This is a genomic window from Corallococcus sp. CA041A (assembly GCF_003612075.1).
Lineage (GTDB): Bacteria > Myxococcota > Myxococcia > Myxococcales > Myxococcaceae > Corallococcus > Corallococcus exiguus.
The window spans coordinates 14,814-28,231 of the sequence record NZ_RAWF01000124.1 but is presented as its reverse complement, the minus strand read 5'-3'; the positions used below and the strand labels follow the sequence as shown (position 1 = coordinate 28,231).

Genomic DNA, 13,418 nt, shown 5'->3' with positions numbered 1-13,418 from the left:
AGTGGCGCATGGTGAGGCTCTGGGTGAACAGCTCCGCGAAGCGGTCGAGCTGGGCCTGGGACGGGCGGGACGGGGTGTCGGACATGGGAGGTGGGCCCTTTTATATCCCACGCTCCTGCCCGTCCCGAGAGCGGACGGCCCGGCGGGCGGCAGGGCTTACCGGAAGACCCGGCACCCGCGCGCGAAAGACGTTAGAAGACGGGGTTCTTCCCCCTGGTGGAACCCTCCGTGAACGCCCACGAAACCGCCCTCCTCGAAGACCTCAACCCGCCCCAGGCGGAAGCCGTGCTCCACGGCGACGGCCCCCTGCTCGTGCTGTCGGGCGCCGGCAGCGGCAAGACGCGCGTCATCACCCGCCGTGTGGCCCACCTGGTGAAGGTCCACCGCGTCTTCCCGTGGCGCATCCTGGCCGTCACCTTCACCAACAAGGCCGCGCGCGAGATGCGCGATCGCCTCACCCAGCTGTTGGGCTCGCAGGCCAACGACCTGGTGGTGAGCACGTTCCACTCTTCCGCGGCCATGATCCTGCGCCGCGAAGCGGAGGCCGCGGGCCTCACGCGGTCCTTCGTCATCTACGACGACGGCGACCAGCTCAGCCTGGTGAAGCGCGCCATGCGCGACGCGGGCGTGGAGCCGGTGATGCAGCCGCGCGAAATCCTGCACCGCATCGACCAGGAGAAGAACGCCGCGCGGCTGCCGGAGGACATGCGCGTGGAGCAGGAGGACGTGCGCGGGCAGATCGTCAAGCGCGTGTACGCGGGCTACCAGAAGCTCTTGCGCGCGGCGAACGCGGTGGACTTCGGGGACCTGCTGCTCCTGCTCGTGAAGCTCTTCCGCGACCGGCCGGACGTGCTGGAGCGCTACCGCACGCGCTTCACGCACGTGCTGGTGGACGAGTTCCAGGACACCAACCCCGTGCAGTACGCGTTCCTGCGGCAGCTGGCCCCGCCTCCGTCCGCGAACCTGGTGGTGGTGGGCGACGACGACCAGTCCATCTACCGCTGGCGCGGCGCGGACGTGGACAACATCCTCCAGTTCCCCATGCAGTACCCGGGCGCGAAGGTGGTGAAGCTGGAGCAGAACTACCGCTCCGACCAGAACATCCTCACCGCCGCGCACGAGGTCATCTCCAAGAACCCGCGCCGCATGCAGAAGAAGCTCTGGAGCGAGCGGCCCAAGGGGGAGAACCTGGAGCTGCTGCTGCACCGCGACGAGCGCGCGGAGGCGCAGGAGGTGGCCCGGCGCATCCTGGCCGTCCAGCGCGAGGGCTTCATCAAGTTCTCCAGCATGGCCGTGTTCTACCGGACCAACGCGCAGAGCCGCGTGCTGGAAGAGGCGCTGCGGCTGGGGCGCGTGCCGTACCAGCTGGTGAGCGGGCGCAGCTTCTACGACCGCGCGGAGGTGCGTGACGCGTCCGCGTACCTGCGGCTGATGGTGAACCCGCGCTCGGACGCGGACCTGTTGCGCGTGCTCAACGTGCCGGCGCGCGGCATCGGTGACACCACCGAGGAGCGGCTGACCGACTTCGCGAACGAGCAGGGCCTGAGCCTCTACGAGGCCCTGGGCGAGCGCCACCGCATCCCTTCCCTCAACGCCACCGCGCAGAAGCGGCTGGGCGGCTTCCACCAGCTGCTCCAGTCGCTGCACGCCTTCTCCCTCACGGCGAAGGACGCGGCGGGCGCGGTGGACCAGATGCTGAAGGAGTCGAAGCTGGTGGAGACGCTGGTCGCGGAAGGCAGCGACGAGGCGCTCACCCGGGCGGAGAACCTGAAGGAACTGCTGGGCGCGGCGCAGGAGTTCGACCTGAAGCGCGCGTCCGACATGGTGGCCTCCGCCGCCGCGCTCGAGGCGCGCGAGGAGGAGGCTCCGGAGGGCGTGGACTCCGCGCCGCTCACCGCGGACATCCCGCCCCTGCAATCCTTCCTGGAGCAGATCAGCCTGGTGGGGGAGGCGGACGCGGAGGTGAGCGAGGGCCGCGTGGCGCTGATGACGCTGCACGCGGCCAAGGGCCTGGAGTTCGACGCCGTGTTCCTCACCGGCATGGAGGAGGGCGTCTTCCCGCACTCGCGCGCGCTCAAGAGCGACGACCCGGACGGCGGCGAGGAGATGGCCGAGGAGCGACGGCTTTGCTACGTGGGCTTCACCCGCGCTCGCAAGCGGCTCTTCGTGAGCCTGGCGCAGTGCCGCTCCCTCTTCGGTGAGCTCAAGTACAACCCGCCCAGCCGCTTCCTCGCGGACGTGCCGCAGGCGTTGTTCGGCTTCAAGGAGAACGACCTGCCGCCCCCGCCGCGCGCCGCCGCCATGCCGCAGCGCCGCCGCAACTGGGACGACGATGAGACGGGCCCGCGCGTGGACCGCAGCTATTCACAGGCGTCGTCCGACATGGACGGCGTGGGCGGAGACGTGCGCGGCATGCGCGTGCGCCATGAACAGTTCGGCTCCGGGCGAATCGTCGCCGCGGAAGGGTCCGGCCCCAACGCCAAGGTCACCGTGGAGTTCGGCGGCACCGTGGGCCTCAAGCGCGTCATCGCGCGCTTCCTCATCCCTGGCTGAGCGCCGGGCGGATCCGGTGTCCACAGCGGTTTCCAGTATTCATGTGACACCGGGCCCGGTCGGCCGGTGTACGGATTGACTTCCTGACGCTTCCCCAGTGGGATGACCTCCAACGAACGGAGGCGCTTCCCCCCATGGCGCTACGTCAACGACGGTGGACTTCCGCGCTGCTCGCGGGCTCCTTGAGTTTCCTGACTGCCTGCGAAGGCCAGATTTCTGACGCGGCGAATCCGCGCAATCCTGGCCCTGACGGGACGAACAAGCCTCCCCCTGCTGGCGTGGAGCAGGCGGCGCGCACCGTGCGCGTCGCTCGGCTGACGCATGCGCAGTGGGTGAGCAGCGTGAAGGACCTGCTCAAGCTGGACGCGGCGCCCACGGCGCTGGCGCAGTCGTTCCGCGCGGATCCGTCCCAGAGCGGCTTCCTCTTCGACAACGACGCCCGCGCGCTGTCGGTGGACGAGGCGCTGTGGGGTGCCTACCAGCGCGCGGCGGCGGACCTGGCCGGGCAGGTGGCCACGGACGCGACGAAGCTGGGCAAGCTGCTGCCGGCGGGGAGCACCACGGACGAGGCTCGCGCGAAGGCGTTCGTGGAGTCCTTCGGCCTGCGCGCCCTGCGCCGCCCGCTGACCGCGGACGAGGTGGAGACGTACCTGAAGCTGTACCGCCAGGGCCCTCAGGCGTACCCGACGATGGCCGCGTTCCAGGGCGGTCTGCGGCTGGTGCTGGAGGGCTTCCTCCAGTCGCCCCTGTTCCTCTACCGCGTGGAGCGCAGCACGCAGGCGACGGCCGGCAAGGTGCCGCTGGACGCGTTCGAGGTGGCGTCCCGCTTGAGCTACGCGCTCTGGAACTCCATGCCGGACGACGCGCTGTTCGCCGCCGCTCGCGAGGGCATGCTGGCGAAGCGCGAGGGCGTGGCCTCCGAAGCGCGCCGGATGATTACGGACGCCCGGGCGCGCGGCGTGGTGGACGCCTACCACCAGGCCGTCTTCGACGTGCCCCGCTACGCGAGCATCCGGCCCAACGCGACGCGCTTCCCCAACGTCACCACGAAGCTGGCGGAGTCCGCGGCGAAGGAGAACACGCTCTTCGTCGAGGACGTCGTCTTCGGGCGCAAGGGGCGCTTCGCGGACCTGCTCACGTCGCGCGACACCTTCGTCAACGCCGAGCTGGCGCGCATCTACGGCCTCACCGGGACGTTCACCGCGGACTTCGTGCCGGTGACGCTGGACGGGGCGCAGCGCCGGGGGGTGCTCACGCAGGTGGGCTTCCTCGCGTCGCATGCGACGTCCATCGACCCGGACCCCATCCACCGCGGCGTGTTCCTGTCGGAGCACCTGCTGTGCCAGAAGATTGGCGCGCCGCCGGCCAACATCCCCGCGCTGCCCGCGCCCAACGGCCGCACCAACCGTGAGGTGGTGACGTCGCACACGGAGGCGCCCGGCACGGTGTGCGCGTCCTGCCACGCGACGCTGATCAACCCGCTGGGCTTCCCCTTCGAGAACTTCGACGCCGTGGGCGGCTACCGCACGACGGACAACGGGCTCCCGGTGGACGCCTCGTCGACGCCGGGCATCGGCGGACAGAAGGTGTCGGTGAAGGATGCGCTGGACCTGGCGGACGCGCTCGCGGCCACGCAGGCGGTGCATGAATGCTACGCGCGCCACTGGGTGGAGTTCCTGAGCGGACGCCCCGCGGTGGCGGAGGACGATGCGCTGGTGGCGCGGCTGGGCAAGCTGTCGCAGTCCGGTCAGCTGCCCATCGTGGACCTGGTCGTCGAGGTCGTGACGGGCGTGGGCTTCGTGACTCGCCACCCGGAGGAGCTGCCGTGAAACTGAGCCGACGACGCGTGTTGCAGGGCCTGGGTGGCGTCATGCTGGGGCTGCCGGTGCTGGAGGGGCTGTTGCCCCGCAAGGCCCAGGCGGCGGAGGCGGACGCGCTGCCCTTCGCCATCTTCCTGCGCCAGGCGGATGGCGTGGCCGCCGCGCAGAGCACCTCCGAGCTGGGCAACGAGCCGGAGCGCTTCTGGCCGGAGCCGCTGGGCAACCTCTCCACCACGACGCTCGCGGGCAAGTCGCTGGTGGAGCTGGCGGACCACCGCGCGCGCCTGCTGGTCGTGCGCAACGTCAACATGAAGGACTACAACTACGGGGACGGCCACGCCCGCGGGGCGCTGCAGTGCCTCACCGCGCGAGGCCCCGCCGTGGAGGGCGTGGGTGGCGACTCCGAGGCGTCCGGCGAGTCGCTGGACCACCGCATCGGCCGCGAGCTGAACCCGCAGAAGCGCGACTCGCTCTACCTCTACGCGGGGCAGGCCGGCGGGTGGCTGGGTGGCCCCTGCATCTCCCACCGGGGCAGCGCTTCACGCCGGGCCGCGCTGCATGACCCGTGGGTGGCCTACCAGACCATGGTGGGTGGCCCTGGAGGCCTCTCGCCGGAGGCGCGCGAGCAGATGCTGGTGCGCCAGAAGAGCCTCAACGACCTGGTGTCGGGCCAGCTGAAGGCGCTCCAGTCGCGGCCGGAGTTGAGCAGCACGGACAAGCAGCGCCTGGACCTGCACCTGTCCAACGTGCGCGACCTGGAGGTGGCGCTCAGCTGCCGCGCCCGCGCGGACGAGGAGCTGCGGCTCCAGCAGCAGGCTCCCGGCTACAACAGCACGGACGGCGACGAGGTGCTGGCCACGGTGCGGCTGCACATGGACATCGCGGTGCTGGCGGTGGCGTGCGGCACCACGCGCTCGGTGGCCATCCAGGTGGGCAACGGCAACGACAGCGCCACGCGCTACCGCGACCCCACGACGGGGCAGTTGATGGAGAACTTCCACTACATCTCCCATCGCCGCGCGTCGCACGACGCGTCGGGTGGCATCATCGCCGGGTCGGACGTGCTGCACTCGCGCGTGGACGCGCAGTTCGCCCAGACCTTCAACTACCTGTTGGACCAGCTGGCGGCGTACGCCCTGCCGAACGGCAAGAAGCTGGTCGACCAGGGCGTGTCCGTCTGGTTCAACGACCTGGGCAACGGGCCGGCGCACTCGGCGCGCCACATCCCGTTCATCCTGGCGGGCAGCTGCAACGGCTACCTCAAGCAGGGTGTGGCGGTGACGGCGGCCGGCGGCAACAGCAGCCCCAACCTCAACAAGATGCTCAACACCCTGGGCGCCGCGGTGGGCCTGAAGAACGCGGCTGGCGGGCCGCTGGACGACTTCGGCGACTCCACGCTGCCCAAGGGCCTGCTGACGGAGCTGCTGGCTTGAGCGGCCGTTGACCCGATTCGCCTCCGCCTTTCCTCCTTTGTTTTCGAACAGAGGAGGAAGGGATGTCCCCAGCAATCCGCAAGGCCTTCACCGCATCGCTCGCTTTCGTCTCCCTGCTGTCCGCCGGTCCGGCGGCGGCGCACGGCTCCATGGAAGTACCGCTGAGCCGCGTCTATGGATGTTTCAAGGAAGGGCCGGAGAGTCCCAGGTCCGCCGCGTGCAAGGCCGCCGTGCAGACCGGTGGGACGCAGGCGCTCTATGACTGGAACGGCGTCCGGCAGGGCGCCGCCAACGGGCGTCACCGCGAAATCATCCCCGACGGCAAGCTGTGCAGCGCCGCCAACGAGAGTCACAAGGGATTGGACCTGGCGCGTGCGGACTGGCCGTCCACGCTCATCACCCCGGACAGCGGCGGCCGCTTCGAGTTCGTCTTCCACGCCACCGCGGTGCACGCCACGGGCTACTTCCAGCTCTTCGTGACGAAGGAGGGCTACAACCCGGCGCTGCCGCTGAAGTGGTCGGACCTGGAGTCGACGCCGTTCTGCAACGTCACCAACGTGTCCGCGGTGAACAACCGCTACCGGCTCAACTGCCCGTTCCCGGCGAGCCGGACGGGCTCGCACGTCATCTACGCCATCTGGCAGCGCGCGGACAGCCCGGAGGCCTTCTACGCCTGCACGGACGTGAAGTTCAGCAACACGCCGCCCCCGCCGGTGTCGTGGAAGGAGTTGGGCCAGGTGCAGGCGCGCGAGGACCTGCCCAAGTCGAGCAAGGTGACGTTCCGCCTCTTCGACAGCGCGGGACGCGACGCCGAGTCGTATCCGCTGACGCTCGACGCGGCCACGCCCGCGGCCACGTGGATGTACCGGCTGGCGCAGCAGGTGAACGCGGGCTCCAGCCGCGTGCAGGTGGGCGTGCTCCAGACGACTGGCGGCGTGACGCCGGTGCAGGACGCGCTGGGCAACCGCGTGTACGCGAAGGAGACGGGCTACTCGTTCCAGGTGGACATCGAGAAGCCCTCCACCGGTGGAGGCAACGACGGTGGCACGGATGGCGGCACCGGCGGATCCGCGCAGTACAAGTACCCGGCGGGCATCGACAGCTACGTGGCGGGCACGCGAGTGGAGGGCACGGACGGGCTCATCTACCGCTGCAAGCCCTTCCCGTACTCCGGCTGGTGCAAGGGCGTGGCGTCGTACTACGCGCCGGGCACCGGCATCGCCTGGCAGGACGCGTGGGAGCGCGCCAACTAGGTCAGGCGGAGTCACTCAGGATCATCCGTGAATTCGATGTAACCCCGTGTGTTTCCCGTGGCCGTTCCCTGGCATCAGGGTCCCCCCCCATTTCCTTGGGATGTGGACGCTGTATACTGGCGGACAATTACGCTGAACGTGGAACCCACGGGGGGTAAAGGTCTGAGTCAGTCCAGCCCCTCCGCCATGAGCGTGATCCTTCCGGCGGTAGCACGCCCCCATGGGTGCTGCCGGCGGGAGTTCCCCTGCATGCTGTGGAGTCAATTCCATGCCCAAGCCGTGGCCCCAGTGGCCTCTGCTCCTCGCCGGCCTCGTTTCGGCGAGTTCATCCCTCGCGGCTGAGAAACTCACCCCTGTTGCCCCCTCCACGCTGATGCAGCTCCAGGTCCGGGAGCCAGCGCGTGTGGCGCAGTCCCTGGCAAGCCTCAAGGCACAGAGCCTCCAGCTTGGCCTGAGCTCGCGGGACGACTTCCAGCTGTCCAGCTCCAGCACGGACGCCTTTGGCCAGACGCACGCGCGCTTCGAGCAGACGTATCAGGGCATCCCCGTGTGGGGCGCCGTGGCCATCACCCACCAGGGACTGTCCGCGGGGGACATCCGCATCACCACCGAAGGCCTGCGCAAGGGCATCCGCCTGGGCGTGACGCCCGCGCTGGACGCGAAGTCCGCGGCGGCGAAGGCCACCCAGGAGCTGGCGCCCAAGGGCGAGCTCGCCGTCACGCCGAAGAGCGAGCTCATCGTCTATCCCCAGACGCGGCTCGTGAACCGCTACCCCGGCAAGCCGGTCGCGGAGCAGAACGCGGCGGACTTCGACACGCAGGTCGTCGCCTACCGGCTCGCGTACCACGTGCACACCGAGCTGGAGAACGCGAAGGACGGCGTCAAGCACACGGACTTCATCATCGACGCGCAGTCGGGCGACGTGCTGAAGCAGTGGAACTCGCTCCAGACAGCCGCCGCCAAGGGCCTCGGCCACTCGCAATACAGCGGTGACGTCCCGTTGGACGTCTTCCAGAACGCCCAGGGCCTCTTCGAGCTGCGCGACGTCACGCGCGCTGGCGGCGAGGGCATCCGGACCTACGACGTCAACCACGCCGCCGTGCAGAACGGCGTCGTGCCCACGCTGACCCTCTACACGGACGCCGACAACGTCTGGGGCGACGGGCAGAACTACATCGTCGGTGCCAACAACACCCTGAGCACCAACGGCCAGACGGCCGCCGTCGACGCGCACTTCGGCCTGCTGGCGACCTGGGACTTCTACAAGAAGATCCTCGGCCGCGACGGCATCGACGGCGTCGGCTCGCCCACCTACAACCGGGTGCACGCCAGCAACCTCTACAACAACGCCTTCTGGAGCGACGGCTGCTTCTGCATGAGCTACGGCGACGGCTCGTTCCCGGCCGCCGGCGGCTTCAAGTCCCTGGGCGTGCTCGACGTGACGGGCCACGAGATGTCCCACGGCGTCACCTCGCACACGGCCGGCCTCATCTACGACGGCGAGTCCGGCGGCCTCAACGAGTCCAGCTCCGACATCTTCGGCGCCCTGACGGAGTTCTGGGTGGCCAACGGCCGCGGCAGCTCCATTGGTGACACCGGCGGCAACTGGCTCATGGGCGAGCAGCTCAGCGCGTTCCCGCTGCGCATCATGTTCCGCCCGTCGCTGGACGGCGCGAGCGTGGACGCCTGGTTCCCGGGCCTTGGCAACATCGACGTGCACTACAGCAGCGGCCCGATGAACCGCGCCTTCTACTTCCTGTCCCAGGGCGTGCAGCCGCTGGCGATCAGCACCGACTTCTCCAGCACCTACCTGCCCGCGGGCATGAGGGGCATCGGCAACGACAAGGCGGCGGCCATCTGGTACCGCGCGCTCACCGTCTACCTGTTCCCGTCGTCCAACTACCTGTCGGCCCGCACCAGCAGCCTCCAGGCCGCGGCGGACCTCTTCGGCTCCCAGTCCAACGAGTACCGCGCGGTGCAGAACGCCTTCGCGGCCATCAACGTGGGCTACACCGCCGGTACGTACGACGACCGCACGGCCCCCACCGTCACCGCGAGCGTCTCTGGCAGCGCGCCTGACATCCAGCTGAAGGCGCAGGCCGACGACAACGTCGGCGTGGCCCGCGTGGAGTTCTACGTCGACGGCGCCCTGGCGGGGAACGTCTCCGCCCAGCCGTTCCAGCTCCTGCTGGACGCCACCTCGCTGACCAACGGCGCCCACGCGCTGGTGGCGGTCGCGTTCGACGCGGCCGGCAACTCCACCGCGTCCGCTCCGGCGAGCTTCACCGTCTCCAACAGCTTCGAACAGCTCCTGATCAACCCGGGCTTCGAACAGGACACCCTGGGCTGGACGGATGAGCCGTCGAACATCAACTTCCCGGTCGCCTCCGGCCCGCGCAACGGCCAGGGCTTCGCGTGGCTCAACGGCTATGGCACGACGCACGTCGACCGGCTGTGGCAGGACGTCACCATTCCCGCCGGCGTCACCAAGGCCGCGCTGACCTTCTTCCTCAACATCAGCACCGCCGAGACGACGACCACCGCGGTGCGCGACACGCTGACGCTGCAGGTGCGCGACACCTCCGGCACGGTGCTGGGGACGGTGGCGACGTGGTCCAACCTGGACGCGACGCTGGGCTATGCGCAGCAGAGCCTGGACCTGACGGCCTACGCGGGCCAGACGGTGCGCATCTTCTTGGAGGGCAGCGAGAACGCCTCGCTCGCCACCAACTTCCAGGCGGATGACTTCTCGCTGCGCGTCATCCGCGCGGCGGATGCCGAGGCGCCCCGGGTGAAGGCCAGCGTGGTCTTCTCCGGCACGCGCGTGGGCTACTTCGCGGACGTGTCCGACAACGGCTTCGTCAACGCGGTGGAGTTCCTCGTCGACGGCACGTCGCTGGGCAACTCGGTCAAGTCGTTCACCCGGGCCGTCAACCTCTCCACGCTGACGGCCGGTCCGCACACGCTCGTCGCCCGGGCCACGGACGCGGACGGCAACGTGGGGGACTCTCCCGCGGTGACGTTCTACGTGGACACCACCTCCACCCAGCGCGTGCTCAATCCCAGCTTCGAGACCACCGGGAGCTGGACGAGCGCGACGACGCAGTCGGGCTCGACGGGCATCCTGTCCAGCGCGTCCTTCGCGCACACGGGCAGCCGCATGTACGTCTTCTATACGAACGCGGGTCCGGCGCGGCACTCCGTCCGTCAGTCCGTGGCCATCCCGGCGACCGCGACCTCGGCCATCTTCAGCTTCTGGCTGCGCATGTACAACGGCGCGTTCTCCGACGGCCTGCCCCACCACACCATCAGCGCGAAGGTGCGGGATTCCGCCGGCACCGAGCTGGCGACGCTGAAGACGCTCTCCAACGTGGATGACACCGGCGGGGAGTACCGCCAGCACCGCTTCGACCTGACCGCGTACAAGGGCCAGACGGTGCAGTTGTTCTTCGACGCGGACCAGACGGCGGCCCCGCAGATCCCGGGTGGAGTCACCCAGTACTTCGTGGACGACGTCAACCTGGTCACCTCGACCCAGGCGGACATCCAGGCCCCCACGCTCGCCGTGGCGGTCGAAGGCAGCTACGGGACGGTGCAGCTCACGGCCACCGTGAGCGACGACGTCTGGACGTCCAGCCTCGCGTTCCAGGTGGATGACGCCCCGGTGAGCTCCTTCACGGACGTCCAGGGCATCTACGCGACCGCGTTCGACACGAAGACCCTGTCCAACGGCCCGCACACGTTCAAGGCGACGGCCACGGACAAGGCGGGCAACACGACGGAGCGCACGGTGACCTTCGAGGTCCGCAACTCCACCGTCCAGGACCAGGGCGCGCCGCACATCACCGCCAGCGTGGAGGGCCTGTTCGAGACCTACACGATGCGCGCCGAGGCCACCGACGACACGGGCGTGGCGTACGTGGAGTTCTACGTGGACGGCGCGCTGAAGGGCCGGACCTCGTACGAGCCGTACACGCTGCCGCTGTTCCCGATTCCGCTGGCGCCGGGGGAGCACATCCTCGAGGCGGTGGCGTACGACGCCTACGGCAACTGGTCCAAGGCGAGCACCCCCTTCACGCTCCTGCCCGTCACGGTGGAGTTCGTGGTGGCGCAGTTCGTGGTGCCGGTGGGTAACTCCGTCGCGCTGCAGGCGAACGTGGCGAACGCGGTGAACACGGCGGTGAGCTGGTCCGTGGCGGAGGGCCGCGTCTGCGGCACCGTCGGCGCGGACGGCGTCTACGCCGCGCCCGTGGCCCGTGGCCTGTGCCACGTGTCCGCGGCGAGCGTCGTGGTACCGACGGCGAAGGCCGTGGCGGCCATCCAGGTCTACACGGGCGACATCAATGGCGACAACGTCGTGGACGGAGAGGACATGGGCCTGCTCGCGCAGGACTACGGCACCAACGGCTCCGAGGAGACCAACCTCGACGGCGCCGGCTCTGTGAACGACAACGACATCACCCTCTTCGTCAGCCAGTTCGGACGGTAATCCCCCATGAAAACGTGGATGAAGCTCATTGTTCCGCTCCTGATTGGGGCGCTGGCGGCCTGCTCCGACCCCGACACGGGGCCGGTGACGGTGACTCCGAAGACCGTCACGGTGAAGGCCGGTGAGAAGTCGACCTTCAGCGCTTCGGTGAAGGACGCGAAGGAACCGCGCGTGCTCTGGTCGGTGGAGGGAGGCGACTCCCACGGCACCATCAGCAGCGCGGGCATCTACACCGCGCCGGCCGAGGCCGGCACGTACACCGTGGTGGCCACCAACGCGGTGGACACCTCGAAGAAGGACTCGGCCACCGTCAAGGTGGAGGCAGTCCCGACTCCGACGGTCATCGTGAAGGTGACGCCGGAGGTGGCGACCATCGGGCAGGGGACCGTCGCGGACCTGACGGCGGAGGTCTCCGGTTCCTCCATCACGGCCGTGCAGTGGTCCGTGGAGGGTGGCGACGCGAACGGCACCGTCAGCAGCACGGGCCGGTACACGGCGCCGAACACGCCGGGCACGTTCACCGTGACGGCCACCAGCGTGGCGGACCCGACGAAGAAGGGCTCCGCCGCCATCACGGTGGAGCCGGTCGTCGTCGGGGAGGTGAAGGTGACGGTGAGCCCCTCGTCGGGCACCACCACCTGGGATGGCACGGTCCAGCTGACGGCCGAGGTCACCGGCACCAACAACCTGGCGGTGCAGTGGTCCGTGGAGGGTGGCGACGCGAACGGCTACGTCAGCACCACGGGCGTGTACCGCGCGCCGAAGAAGACGGGCACGTTCACCGTGACGGCCACCAGCGTGGCGGACCCGGCGAAGAAGGCCACGGCCACCATCCGGGTGGACCCCGTCGTCGTCGAGACGGTGGTGGTGAGTGTCACTCCGAAGACGGGCACGGTGGCGCAGGATGCCGCCTTCTCGCTGTCCGCGCAGGTCACCGGCACCAACAACGTCGCGGTGCAGTGGTCCGTGGTGGGCGGTGACGACAACGGCACCGTGAGCAGCACGGGCGTGTACCGGGCGCCGCGCCGCGCGGGCACGTTCACCGTGACGGCCACCAGCGTGGCGGATCCGACGAAGTCCGACTCGGCCACCCTCACCGTGGGCGACATCGTCGTCCCGACGGTGGCGGTGACGGTCTCTCCGAAGACGGCCACCGTGGACCAGGGGACCTCCGTCAACCTCACGGCCGAAGTCACGGGCACCTCCGTCGTCGCGGTGACCTGGGCCGTGGAGGGTGGTTCGGCCAACGGCAACGTCACCAGCGCGGGCGTGTACACCGCGCCGAACAAGCCGGGCACGTTCACCGTGACGGCCACCAGCGTGGCGGATGCGTCGAAGAAGGACTCCGCCACCATCACCGTGCCCGTCGCCGGCACGGTGAAGTACGTGGACCCCACGGGTACGGGCTGGCGCCTGGTTCGCAACGCCACCCTGTCCTCGGGCAACACGCTGGTGCTGGACCTGGTGGGCCCCACGGGCCAGTCCGGCCGCGGCGCGGACCTGACGCTGGGGCTGGATGCGGCCACCGCGGCCTGGTCCACCGTGGACGGCACCGAGTACGTGGCCAACGCTGGCTACGACCTTGGCGCCGCGCCCCAGCTGCTCAAGTCGGGCGTGAAGGGCAGCACGCTGAGCGTGGGCGTGTACCAGAAGGGCGCTCCGGCGCACGCGTACAACGGCGCGCTGCTGTCCGTGGCGCTGACCGTGAAGGCCACCGCCGAGACGCCGGCCGGTACCTTGGTGCCGCTGACCGTCCTCAAGGCGCACGCGCTGCCGGCCTCCGGCTCGCTGCAGACCATCAACGTGGCGGTGGGCACCATCACCACCGCTCAGTAGTCCGGAGCCCGAAGCAGTGAGAGCGGCGGCCTTC

Annotated in this window: 6 protein-coding genes; all 6 read left to right on the top strand. The window is 69.6% G+C overall.

What is annotated here, in order from left to right:
* The first annotated feature begins 216 nt into the window (after positions 1 to 216).
* The 6 genes from D7V77_RS22270 (at position 217) to D7V77_RS22245 (ending at position 13,384) form a co-directional block, all read left to right on the top strand.
* A complete protein-coding gene (locus D7V77_RS22270; RefSeq protein ID WP_120578302.1) occupies positions 217 to 2,553 on the top strand; it encodes an ATP-dependent helicase in 2,337 nt (778 codons plus the stop codon).
* A 182-nt stretch (positions 2,554 to 2,735) separates the two neighbouring features.
* Positions 2,736 to 4,382, top strand: coding sequence for a DUF1592 domain-containing protein (locus D7V77_RS22265; protein WP_233597154.1), 1,647 nt, complete (start codon positions 2,736 to 2,738; stop codon positions 4,380 to 4,382).
* Entirely contained in the window at positions 4,379 to 5,806 is a 1,428-nt protein-coding gene (locus tag D7V77_RS22260) for a DUF1552 domain-containing protein (protein WP_120578301.1), read from the top strand. The genes D7V77_RS22265 and D7V77_RS22260 overlap by 4 nt, the downstream gene beginning before the upstream one ends.
* Before the next feature lie 62 nt (positions 5,807 to 5,868).
* Positions 5,869 to 7,059, top strand: a complete 1,191-nt coding sequence (locus tag D7V77_RS22255) for a lytic polysaccharide monooxygenase (RefSeq protein WP_120578300.1) — start codon at positions 5,869 to 5,871, stop codon at positions 7,057 to 7,059.
* Positions 7,060 to 7,327: 268 nt separating this feature from the next.
* On the top strand, positions 7,328 to 11,548 hold the full coding sequence (locus tag D7V77_RS22250) for a M4 family metallopeptidase (protein WP_158624463.1): 4,221 nt from the start codon (positions 7,328 to 7,330) through the stop codon (positions 11,546 to 11,548).
* 18 nt (positions 11,549 to 11,566) lie between these two features.
* On the top strand, positions 11,567 to 13,384 hold the full coding sequence (locus tag D7V77_RS22245; protein WP_120578298.1) for a hypothetical protein: 1,818 nt from the start codon (positions 11,567 to 11,569) through the stop codon (positions 13,382 to 13,384).
* The last annotated feature ends 34 nt before the right edge of the window (positions 13,385 to 13,418 follow it).

Coding starts and splice junctions, on each gene's coding strand:
- D7V77_RS22245 (WP_120578298.1), top strand. CDS start 11,567: ATGAAGCTCATTGTTCCGCTCCTGATTGGGGCGCTGGCGGCCTGCTCC.
- D7V77_RS22250 (WP_158624463.1), top strand. CDS start 7,328: ATGCCCAAGCCGTGGCCCCAGTGGCCTCTGCTCCTCGCCGGCCTCGTT.
- D7V77_RS22255 (WP_120578300.1), top strand. CDS start 5,869: ATGTCCCCAGCAATCCGCAAGGCCTTCACCGCATCGCTCGCTTTCGTC.